The 10947-nt window shown below is 52.4% G+C and carries 10 protein-coding genes and 1 tRNA gene; 9 read left to right on the forward strand and 2 right to left on the reverse strand.

Annotated features, from left to right (window positions below; genetic code table 11):
* Nucleotides 1-391: DUF6680 family protein (locus KQJ18_RS17700; RefSeq protein WP_216422397.1), on the reverse strand; the 391-nt coding region annotated here is incomplete at its 3' end.
* A 107-nt stretch (nt 392-498) separates the two neighbouring features.
* Nucleotides 499-593 (reverse strand) — tRNA-Sec (locus tag KQJ18_RS17705).
* 290 nt (nt 594-883) lie between these two features.
* On the opposite strand from KQJ18_RS17705, the gene KQJ18_RS17710 reads away from it, so the two are divergent.
* From KQJ18_RS17710 to KQJ18_RS17750, 9 genes are all read left to right on the forward strand, one after another.
* Entirely contained in the window at nt 884-2266 is a 1383-nt protein-coding gene (locus KQJ18_RS17710) for a glycoside-pentoside-hexuronide family transporter (protein WP_038635456.1), read from the forward strand.
* Nucleotides 2267-2276: 10 nt separating this feature from the next.
* Nucleotides 2277-4595, forward strand: a complete 2319-nt coding sequence (gene yicI, locus KQJ18_RS17715; protein WP_216422398.1) for an alpha-xylosidase — start codon at nt 2277-2279, stop codon at nt 4593-4595.
* 321 nt (nt 4596-4916) lie between these two features.
* The gene (locus tag KQJ18_RS17720) at nt 4917-6470 is read left to right on the forward strand and encodes a PRD domain-containing protein (RefSeq protein ID WP_199967152.1); all 1554 of its coding nucleotides are present in this window, start codon (nt 4917-4919) and stop codon (nt 6468-6470) included.
* Nucleotides 6471-6496: 26 nt separating this feature from the next.
* The gene (locus tag KQJ18_RS17725) at nt 6497-6967 is read left to right on the forward strand and encodes a fructose PTS transporter subunit IIA (RefSeq protein WP_003024008.1); all 471 of its coding nucleotides are present in this window, start codon (nt 6497-6499) and stop codon (nt 6965-6967) included.
* Between the two features lie 19 nt (nt 6968-6986).
* A complete protein-coding gene (locus tag KQJ18_RS17730) occupies nt 6987-7307 on the forward strand; it encodes a PTS fructose transporter subunit IIB (RefSeq protein ID WP_216422399.1) in 321 nt (106 codons plus the stop codon).
* 26 nt (nt 7308-7333) lie between these two features.
* Nucleotides 7334-8425, forward strand: a complete 1092-nt coding sequence (locus KQJ18_RS17735) for a PTS fructose transporter subunit IIC (protein ID WP_042311543.1) — start codon at nt 7334-7336, stop codon at nt 8423-8425.
* A gap of 11 nt (nt 8426-8436) precedes the next feature.
* The gene (locus KQJ18_RS17740; protein WP_216422400.1) at nt 8437-9288 is read left to right on the forward strand and encodes a class II fructose-bisphosphate aldolase; all 852 of its coding nucleotides are present in this window, start codon (nt 8437-8439) and stop codon (nt 9286-9288) included.
* Nucleotides 9289-9368: 80 nt separating this feature from the next.
* Complete coding sequence (locus tag KQJ18_RS17745) at nt 9369-10229, forward strand: ketose-bisphosphate aldolase (protein WP_006687642.1); 861 nt, start codon at nt 9369-9371, stop codon at nt 10227-10229.
* 49 nt (nt 10230-10278) lie between these two features.
* Nucleotides 10279-10947: D-lyxose/D-mannose family sugar isomerase (locus KQJ18_RS17750; protein WP_216422401.1), on the forward strand; the 669-nt coding region annotated here is incomplete at its 3' end.

Here is a 10947-nt window from a genome sequence, read left to right on the forward strand (position 1 = left end):
CTTTCGCTATCTCTGATAGCAAGTCCAGGAAAAGATTGTTGCTTGTTTGGTTCCATATGGCATCTAAGGTATTATCATTATCTGGGTAAGTTGTATTTAAATGTGCAAAGTAAAGCTTCCATGAAGATAAAACATTGCTCTCAGAGGAGCTTCTCTTGGCCTTTCCTCTTTTTATTTTTCCATAAAATGCCAAGTCGATCATATTTAATGCACGAACATGTTCACTGGACAGCCTGGCGTTCTGAGATCTGGTAGCCATAAGTTGCTTGAATATATCAATCTTCAATGATTTTTTTTGATAATATCTTTCTATAAATTTCTGTGTCTGAATCGCTAGTAATGGACTAATCACTGTAGCTGCAATAGCCATAATTGTAAGAGCGGTACTCATAGTAGATTCTCTTTATGAATAAATGAAACCATAAATTTGGGCAGGGATCATAAATGAGTTTAAGCGCTGAGAAGATATGCCAAATGGCAGGAAGCGGATAAGAATTTTGGCGGAAGATCACAGGAGTCGAACCTGCCCGGGAACGCTGGCGTCCCCAACTGGATTTGAAGTCCAGCCACCTCACCGGAGATGACGATCTTCCGCGCCTCGATTGCTACATGGAGGCGGGGCGCATTATAGCTACTTCCTCGGGTTTCCACACCCCCTCACTCACTTTTTTAACTTCCGTTTCTCCATACCATGACCCGTTTCAAATAAATCCTCGCAAAATCCATTACTTACACTTGGACACATTTTTAGACGCTACCCTGATCACAGAAAACAAGAATCGTAATTTGATAACGAGATATCGCAATACCCGCGCTCACAGGGATGGTTTACAAGAACTGTAACCGGTACCAGTGCGTGTGAAAGTGCAAACAAGGATGCGTAATGAAAAGTGAGATTCTGTCTGTTAAGGAGAAGATTGGCTACGGCATGGGCGATGCCGCCAGCCACATCATCTTCGATAATGTCATGTTATATATGATGTTCTTTTATACCGATATCTTTGGTATCCCAGCCGGCTTTGTCGGCACCATGTTCTTACTGGCCCGCGCGTTGGATGCCATCTCAGACCCCTGCATGGGGCTGCTTGCTGACCGTACCCGTTCACGCTGGGGGAAATTTCGTCCGTGGGTGCTGTTTGGCGCGCTGCCGTTTGGTCTGGTTTGTGTACTTGCCTACAGCACGCCGGACTTCAGCCTGCACGGCAAAATGATTTATGCCGTCATCACCTACACGCTGCTAACCCTGCTTTATACCGTAGTCAATATCCCTTATTGCGCGCTGGGCGGCGTGATCACCAATGACCCGACGCAGCGCATCTCCCTGCAGTCGTGGCGCTTTGTGCTGGCGACGGCGGGCGGCATGCTCTCCACCGTCCTGATGATGCCGCTGGTAAAGCTGATTGGCGGTGAAAACAAGGCGCTGGGCTTCCAGGGTGGAATTGCCGTGCTCTCGGTTGTGGCATTCCTGATGCTCGCATTTTGCTTTTTCACCACCAAAGAACGTGTTGAAGCGCCGCCAACCAACAATTCAATGCGTGAAGACTTGCGTGATATCTGGCAGAACGACCAGTGGCGCATTGTCGGCTTGCTCACCATCCTCAACATTATGGCGGTCTGCATTCGCGGCGGTGCGATGATGTATTACGTCACCTGGATTTTGGGCACACCGGAAGTATTTGTCGCCTTCCTTACCACCTATTGCGTCGGCAATCTGATTGGCTCTGCGCTGGCAAAACCGCTGACTGACTGGAAATGCAAAGTCAGCGTCTTCTGGTGGACGAATGCCCTGCTGGCCGTCATCAGCGTGGCGATGTTCTTCGTGCCGATGCACGCCAACATCACCATGTTCGTCTTTATCTTCGTGATTGGCGTCCTGCATCAGCTCGTAACGCCAATCCAGTGGGTAATGATGTCCGACACCGTTGATTATGGCGAGTGGTGTAACGGCAAACGTCTGACGGGCATCAGTTTTGCGGGAACGTTGTTCGTGCTCAAGCTGGGTTTGGCGCTTGGCGGGGCGCTGATCGGCTGGATGCTGGCAGGCGGTGGCTACGATGCCGCGGCGAAAACGCAAAACAGCGCCACCATCACCATCATCATTGCATTGTTCACCCTTATTCCGGCTATTTGCTACCTGCTGAGTGCCGTGATTGCCAAACGCTTCTACACCCTGAAAACCCCGTATCTGACTGAAATTATGCGTCAGCTGGCGCAGGGTGCGCACCGTAATCAGCAAGATTTTACGACGAAAGAATTACAGAACTAAGGAACCGATTATGAAAATTAGCGACGGAAACTGGCTGATTCAGCCCGGCCTGAATGTGATTAACCCTGTCCAGGTGTTCGAGGTTGAACAGCAAGGTAATGAGATGCTGGTCTACGTTGCGCCGCGTGACGTACGTGAACGGACCTGGCAACTCGATACCCCGTTGTTCACGCTGCGCCTTTTTTCGCCGCAGGAAGGCGTGGTGGGTGTCCGGATGGAACACTTCCAGGGCGCGTTGGATACCGGTCCGCATTACCCGCTGAACGTGCAGCAGGAAGTAAACGTTGAGATGCAGAACACCGCTGAGTTCGCTGAGCTGAAGAGCGGTAATTTGAGCGTTCGCGTCACCAAAGGCGAGTTCTGGTCGCTGGATTTCCTGCGTAACGGTGAACGCATTACCGGCAGCCAGTTGAAAAACAACGGCTATGTACAGGACGCCAACAGCGGACGCAATTACATGTTCGAGCGCCTGGATCTGGGCGTCGGTGAAACGGTGTACGGGCTGGGCGAGCGCTTTACCGCGTTGGTGCGTAATGGGCAGACGGTAGAGACCTGGAACCGCGATGGCGGCACCAGTACCGAGCAGTCTTACAAGAACATCCCGTTCTATATCACCAACCGTGGCTACGGCGTGCTGGTGAACCATCCGCAGTGCGTATCGTTTGAAATTGGCTCTGAGAAAGTATCGAAAGTGCAGTTCAGCGTCGAAAGCGAGTATCTGGAATATTTCGTCATCGACGGCCCGACGCCGAAAGCGGTGCTGGATCGCTATACCCGCTTTACCGGTCGTCCAGCACTACCGCCCGCATGGTCGTTCGGCCTGTGGCTGACCACCTCGTTTACCACCAACTATGACGAAGCGACGGTGAACAGCTTTATCGACGGCATGTCCGAGCGCAATCTACCGCTGCACGTTTTCCACTTCGACTGCTTCTGGATGAAGGCTTTCCAGTGGTGTGACTTCGAGTGGGACCCGGCGACCTTCCCGGACCCGAAAGGCATGATTCAGCGTCTGAAAGCGAAAGGGCTGAAGGTCTGCGTATGGATCAATCCGTACATCGGTCAGAAATCACCTGTTTTCAAGGAGCTGAAAGAGAAAGGTTATCTGCTCAAACGCCCGGACGGTTCCCTGTGGCAGTGGGATAAATGGCAGCCGGGGCTGGCAATTTACGACTTCACCAACCCGCAAACCTGCGAATGGTATGCCAACAAGCTGAAAGGTCTGGTGGAGATGGGCGTGGACTGCTTCAAAACTGATTTCGGCGAACGCATTCCAACGGATGTGCAGTGGTTTGATGGCTCAGACCCGCAGAAAATGCACAACCATTATGCCTACATCTACAACGAACTGGTGTGGAACGTGCTGAAAGAGACCGTCGGAGAAGAAGAGGCGGTGCTATTCGCCCGTTCCGCCTCCGTGGGCGCGCAGCAGTTTCCGGTGCACTGGGGCGGGGACTGCTACGCCAACTATGAATCCATGGCCGAAAGCTTGCGCGGCGGCTTATCCATTGGTCTCTCCGGCTTTGGCTTCTGGAGCCACGACATTGGCGGCTTCGAAAACACCGCCCCGGCGGACGTCTACAAGCGCTGGTGTGCATTCGGGCTGCTCTCCAGCCATAGCCGCCTGCACGGCAGCAAATCCTACCGCGTGCCATGGGCGTACGATGAAGAGTCCTGCGATGTGGTGCGTTACTTCACCGAAATTAAGTGCCGCCTGATGCCGTATTTGTATCGTCAGGCCGCGCTGGCGAACGAACACGGCACGCCGATGCTGCGCGCCATGATGCTGGAGTTCCCGGACGATCCTGCATGCGACTATCTCGATCGCCAGTATATGCTGGGTGATTCGGTAATGGTGGCGCCAGTCTTCTCCGAAGCCGGTAACGTGCAGTTTTATCTGCCGGAAGGCCGCTGGACGCATCTGTGGCACAACGACGAAGTGCAGGGCTGCCGCTGGTACAAACAGCAGCATGACTTCCTCAGTCTGCCGGTGTACGTGCGCGACAACACCCTGCTGGCGCTGGGCAGTAATAACCAGAAGCCGGACTATGCCTGGCATGAAGGGACCGCATTCCAGTTGTTCCATTTGCAAGAGGATAGGGAAGCGGTCTGTGAGGTCCCGGCTGCTGACGGGTCGGTTATCTTCACGCTGAAGGCGATACGTACGGGTAAAACCATCACCGTACAAGGTCGCGGTGAAGCGCGTAACTGGACGTTGTGCCTGCGTAATATCCCGCAAATTAGCGGCGTGAAGGGCGGTTCATATGCCGGCAGTGAGCAGGGCGTAGTGGTAACGCCTGAAGGTGATACTCTGACGATTACCCTGTAAATTCAGTCTACGTGGTGCCGGATGTGTTTTATCCGGCCCACGCTGCGAGCAGCGTTCCAGATCTGAAAATCAAAAATATTCTGACTTAGAATTTTACCTACCCATATTTGCGAGCGCTATCACTCTAATTCCCGTAAAAAATGTGATCTGCGCCGTAAATATCTCACTATTTCCCCGTTTTGTCTTATTTCTGTCCGGAATACAGGACACGATTTAGTATTGTTGGCGCATCGTAGTCCTCTTATATTTATCATCACGGATTACTCGTGGAGCATAAACGCTTCTTTAGATATTTAATCTGGTGTGTGATAAGGGTAAATAATGCAAATGATTACCTCGCGACAAAACAGATTATTAAAATTCCTCCTGTCCCGGAAGGAATATGTCACGCTGCTGAAAATTGCCGAATATTTATCGGTTTCAGAGAAAACCGTGCAGCGCGATCTGCGGTTACTGGAACCATGGTTAGCGGAATGGAAAATAGCCATCGATAAACGTACTGGCGCAGGCGTAATATTAAGTGCCGATAATATTACAGACCTTTTGTATCTGGACCAGTTATTAGGGAACGAGGGTGATGATACTGACGGTATGATGAGTAATTCGCGGCGCGTTAAGATAGCATCGCAATTATTAAGCGAAACGCCGCATGAAACGTCGATCAGTAAATTATCTGAGCGTTATTTTATTAGTAGCGCATCGATTGTTAACGATCTGAAAGTGATTGAATCCTGGATAACGCCATTGGGGTTATCGCTTATCCGCAGTCAAAGCGGTACGCACATTGAAGGTAGTGAGAGCAGCGTGCGCCAGGCGATGGCATCGCTGATTAACGGTGTGATTAACCATAATGAACCCGGCAGCATGGTGTATTCGCGTCTTGATCCCGGCAGCTATAAAGCGTTGGTGCATTACTTCGGCGAGGAAGACGTTTTATTTGTCCAGACGCTGCTGCAGGAAATGGAGAACGACCTGTGTTGGTCATTGGGGGAGCCTTATTACGTCAATATCTTCACCCATATTTTGATCATGATGTACCGCATCACACGCGGAAATGCGCTGCCGAGAAAAGATGAAAACATCACCTCATGCGACGAGAATATTTTTTCTATTGCCAATCGTATGATTCAGCATATCGAAAAACGCATCGCTCACCCGCTGCCGGAAGACGAGGTCTGGTTTATCTATCAATACATTATCTCGTCCGGCGTGGTGATTGAGGAACATAATGATGTGAGCGTGATTGGTCATATGCACTCCAGCGACGAAGCGCGCTTGATTACCCATCGACTGATTGCCATCTTCGCCGAGATGGTCGACAGCGATCTCAGCCAGGATACTGCGCTGTATGACGGGTTGCTGATCCATATTAAGCCGCTGATTAACCGCCTGAACTACCAGATCCGCATTCGTAATCCGCTACTGGAGGATATCAAAGGCGAGTTGCAGGACGTCTGGCGTTTGACCCAGTGTGCGGTGAATCGGGTATTTTGCGGTTGGGGCGAGCGGGCCGTTTCGGAAGATGAGGTGGGATACTTAACCGTCCATTTTCAGGCCGCAATGGAGCGCCAGATAGCGCGTAAGCGGGTGTTGTTAGTCTGCTCAACCGGGATTGGCACTTCGCATTTACTCAAGAGCCGCATTCTGCGCGCCTTTCCGGACTGGACAATTGTCGGCGTGGTGTCAGCTGGCAGTTTGCCCTCCGTACTGACGGATGATATTGAGCTGGTGGTATCGACCATTAATTTACCCGCCATTGCCATGCCGGTCGTCTATGTCACCGCCTTTTTCAATGATGCGGATATTAAGCGGGTAACGGAAACGGTTATTACGGAAAAATTACATCGGGCGACATCGCTGGTCGTTGAAAATTAATGTCTGAACTCCATGAGGTATGATTGATGGACATCACGAAAATTCTCAATACAAATCGCGTTATTTTGGATATGAAGGCTACGAACAAAACGGAGGCTATTGAGGAACTTACTGATATTCTGCAAAAGGATGGGGCAATTAGCTGCCGGGAAACGTTTATTCAGGATGTCTGGCAGCGTGAATCCGAAGGCTCGACCGGCTTCGAAAATCATATTGCGATCCCCCACGGGAAATCCTCGGCGGTGGTTAATACCACCCTGGCGATTGGTCGTACCCGTCAGGATATTCCCTGGGAAACCCTGGACGGCAGCAATGTGCGCTGCATCATTCTGTTTGCCGTACGTCTTGAAGATCAAAACACTACCCATATTCGTCTGCTCTCGCAGGTTGCCGGCGCGCTAGCGGATGACGACATTATTGAACAACTCTTAGTTGAAAGTAGTCCACAGAAAATTATTGAGCTGTTTAGCCAATATGCTGAATCCAACGTCTGCTAAATAAAATGTGGAGCATGTTATGAATATTGTTTGTGTTGCCGCCTGTACGGCGGGTATTGCGCACACCTATATTGCCCGTGAAAAATTAATAAAAGGTGCTAAAGCGCTTGGGCATAATATAAAAGTTGAAACCCAGGGCACCATCGGTACGGAAAACGAACTGCTGGCAGATGATATTTCTACCGCGGATGTCGTGATTCTTGCCGTCGATGTCAAAATAAAAGGGGAGGAACGCTTCTCAAATAAACGCATTGTGCGAGTAAAAACCGAAATCGTCATAAAATCGCCCATTCAGTTTCTTGAAAAGGTCGAAAAATCATTAGTTAATAATAACCAGTAGCGATCCTCATTCTGGAGGGATTTCACATGAGTGAAAATAAAATTCCGCTATCTCAGGAAATAAAAAAACATTTATTAACGGGGATCTCGTGGATGATCCCGTTAATTGTAGCCGCCGGGATCTGTATTGCCCTCGGACAAATACTTGGCGGTACTAACGTGGGTGAAAAAACAGGAACTATCCCCTGGATGCTCAATCAGATTGGCGGCTGGGGGATGGGGTTAATCGTGCCGCTGATTAGCGCGGCGATTGCGTACTCCATTGCCGATCGCCCCGGATTTGCGCCGGGTCTGATTGTCGGCTTTGTCTGCGGCGAAATTCATACCGGTTTTATTGGCGGGATGCTGGGCGGCTTTCTGGTTGGCTATACCGTCCTGCTGCTCAAACGCTATATCCGTTTACCGCAGTCGATGCAGGGTCTGATGCCTATCATGGTGCTGCCCGTATTGAGCACCGTCATCGGCGGGTTGCTGATGATGACGCTGATTGGCAAGCCGATAGCCTGGCTGCAGGACGCGCTAATTCATCTGCTGGAGTCCATGCAAGGCGGGTCACGCTTCCTGATGGGTGCCATTCTCGGCGCAATGGCGACATTCGACTTCGGCGGTCCGGTGAATAAGACCATGTCGCTGTTCGCTGACGGCATGCTGGTCAGCGGCGTGTATGGTCCCGAAGCGGTGAAGTTTGTCGGTTCGATAATCCCTCCGTTCGGCATTACGCTCTCCTTCCTGCTCACGCGCCACAAGTACACCCGTGCGGAACGTGAGGCGCTGAAAGCGGCATTCCCGATGGGGATCTGCATGATAACCGAAGGGGTTATTCCGATTGCGGCGCGTGATCTGCTGCGCGTGGTGGGCTCCTGCGTGGTGGCCTCGGCGATAGCGGGTGGCCTGATTATGGTATGGGGCGTCGAAAGCCCGGTACCGCACGGCGGCATGTTTGTGGTTCCACTCTTTACGCATCCGCTGCTGTTTTGCCTGGCGCTGGGGATCGGGACGGTGATTTGCGGCGTCATGCTATCGCTGTGGAAGAAACCGGTGACCGAGCGTGACGAAGAGTTTGATGAGCTCAGCGATCAAAAGCTGAAAGACGAAGAGATCACCTTCACCCTGGAATAACCGGAGGTCGTATGTTTGCCGATATGAAAAGCATGGTGACGAAAGCCTGGCGCGGGCAGTATGCGCTGCTGGCTATCAACTGTATGAACCTGGAAAGCGCCCGTGCGGCGGTGCGGGTGGCAGAGAAACACCGTGCGCCCATTATTCTGAATCTGTATCAGGGGCATCTGGACCATTTTCCGGCACCGATAGCGGTGGCGGTGGTCAAAGCGCTGGCAGAGGAAGCTTCGGTACCGATCGCGCTGGCGTTAGATCATGGAAAGGATCCTGTACGCATTCGCCAGGCTTTTCGCGCCGGATTCAGCGGGTTAATGATCGACGCCTCCGCCTTTGCGCTGGAAGAAAACATTCGCCAGACCCGGGCGGTGGTCGAGCTCGCAGCCAGCGTTTCTCTGTGCGTGGAAGGCGAGCTGGGCCACCTGGCCGACGCCCCGCGCTATGACCATGCCGCTAACGCTGATTTGATGACTCAGGCCGCTGACGTGGAGCCATTTATCCAACAGACCGGGATTGATTTACTGGCGGTGTCGGTCGGTACGGCGCACGGTATGTACGCGCCGGGCGTAACGCCAGCCATTGATTTTCAACGGCTGGAGGAAATTGCCCGTTTATCAACGGTGCCGCTGGCGCTGCATGGCGGTAGCGGGACGCCGTTTGACCAGCTACAGCGTTGCCCGACGTTTGGCGTCGCCAAGATTAATGTTGGCGCGGCGGTCTTCGAAGCGGGAAAGGCCGCGCTATTGCACACCTTGTGTCGCGACACATCCTGCGAACTTGTTGATGCCCTGGCCCTGATGGAGCAGGCCTGCGAGGAAGCCATTATTCCGTATCTACAGGCCAGCGGCGCTATCGACCAGGCCTGATTCATTTTCTGTAACGCCTTTTATGCCTCTGCGATGACGCACTGGCAGGGCTTTCTACACCCTGAAACTGGAGAATTAACATGTTAGTTTCGATGAAAGAATTACTGCAACCGACCCGTCAGCACGGTTTTGCCATCGGCGCATTCAACGTAGCGGATAGCTGCTTTGTGCGTGCAGTGGTGGAAGAAGCGGAAGCGACCAACACCCCAGCGATTATCTCCATTCACCCCAGCGAACATGATTTCCTCGGCGATGCGTTCTTTAGCTATGTGCGAGATATCACCCTGCGTAGCCCGGTCCCCTTTACTTTGCATCTGGATCACGGCGCTTCGGTAGAGCATGTCCTGCGGGCAATTCAGTGTGGATTTACCTCGGTGATGATTGATGGCTCGCTGCTGCCGTATGAAGAGAACGTGGCGCTGACCCGCGAAGTGGTCAAGCTGGCGCATGCGGTAGGTGTTTCGGTTGAAGGCGAGCTGGGAACGATTGGCCAGACCGGAACGTCCGTGGAAGGCGGCGTGTCGAAGGTTACCTACACCGATCCCGCCCAGGCGCAGGATTTTATCGCCCGTACCGGGGCCGATACGCTGGCAGTGGCGATTGGTACCGCGCACGGGATCTACCCGAAAGGGATGCAGCCAGAGCTGCAAATGAACATCCTGCGCGATATCGCCGGGCGGGTGGACATTCCGCTGGTGCTGCACGGTGGTTCCGCGAATCCGGATGCGGAAATCGCTGAATCCGTTACGCTCGGCGTGGGCAAAATCAACATTTCCAGCGATATGAAATATGCCTACTTCCAGAAAGTCCGCGAAATCCTGGCAAAAGAGACCTGGTGGGACCCGAACGTCATCTACCCGGAAGCCATCAGCGCCGCGCGGGACGTGATTCGCCACAAAATGAAACTGTTTGGCTCAACCGGCAAAGCGTCACTTTACTAACGGCATGCAGGCGGGGTGACCCGCCTCTTTCGCAACAAGGAAAAGTGCAATGAAGCGTTCACATATTAATTATGTCATCGATAAAGCGCATGCCATCGCCGAGACCTTTCGGGTCTGTCTGCCTGATTTTGCGTATTTAACGGTCGACGCCTGGCGACAACAGGACCACTCTTTGTGGCGTGAAGTGCGCGATCTCCAGCTGGGCTGGGACGTTACCGACTTTGGACGCGGGGATTTTGCGCAAATCGGGCTGACGTTACTGACATTGCGCAATGGTCTGATGGGGTCAGCCGATTACCCCAAACCGTATGCCGAAAAGATGCTGCAAATTCAGCAGGATCAACAAACACCGTGGCATTTTCATCGCCATAAGATGGAAGATATCGTTAACCGCGGCGGCGGTGATTTGTGTATGCAGCTGGCGTGGTCCACGCCCGATGACGGGTATGACACTCGGCGCATTGTTGATGTTAGCGTCGATGGTCAGCGGCGTACCGTTAAATCCGGTGATACGTTGGTGCTAAAACCGGGGCAGGGAGTGTGTCTGCCGCCGCGACTGTATCACCGTTTCTGGGCTGAGAAAGCCTTTGTTCTGGGCTGGGAAATCTCGATGGTCAATGACGACCAGCATGACAATCACTTCCTTGAACCGGGCGGTCGTTTCCCGACGATAGAAGAAGACGAGCCGGTGAAGTGGTTGTTATGCAGTGAATATAAG

It is taken from the genome of Citrobacter sp. S55_ASV_140 (assembly GCF_018919505.1).
GTDB lineage: Bacteria > Pseudomonadota > Gammaproteobacteria > Enterobacterales > Enterobacteriaceae > Citrobacter > Citrobacter werkmanii.

Coding starts and splice junctions, on each gene's coding strand:
- KQJ18_RS17710 (WP_038635456.1), top strand. CDS start 884: ATGAAAAGTGAGATTCTGTCTGTTAAGGAGAAGATTGGCTACGGCATG.
- KQJ18_RS17725 (WP_003024008.1), top strand. CDS start 6,497: ATGGACATCACGAAAATTCTCAATACAAATCGCGTTATTTTGGATATG.
- KQJ18_RS17735 (WP_042311543.1), top strand. CDS start 7,334: ATGAGTGAAAATAAAATTCCGCTATCTCAGGAAATAAAAAAACATTTA.
- KQJ18_RS17740 (WP_216422400.1), top strand. CDS start 8,437: ATGTTTGCCGATATGAAAAGCATGGTGACGAAAGCCTGGCGCGGGCAG.
- KQJ18_RS17730 (WP_216422399.1), top strand. CDS start 6,987: ATGAATATTGTTTGTGTTGCCGCCTGTACGGCGGGTATTGCGCACACC.
- KQJ18_RS17745 (WP_006687642.1), top strand. CDS start 9,369: ATGTTAGTTTCGATGAAAGAATTACTGCAACCGACCCGTCAGCACGGT.
- KQJ18_RS17720 (WP_199967152.1), top strand. CDS start 4,917: ATGCAAATGATTACCTCGCGACAAAACAGATTATTAAAATTCCTCCTG.
- yicI (WP_216422398.1), top strand. CDS start 2,277: ATGAAAATTAGCGACGGAAACTGGCTGATTCAGCCCGGCCTGAATGTG.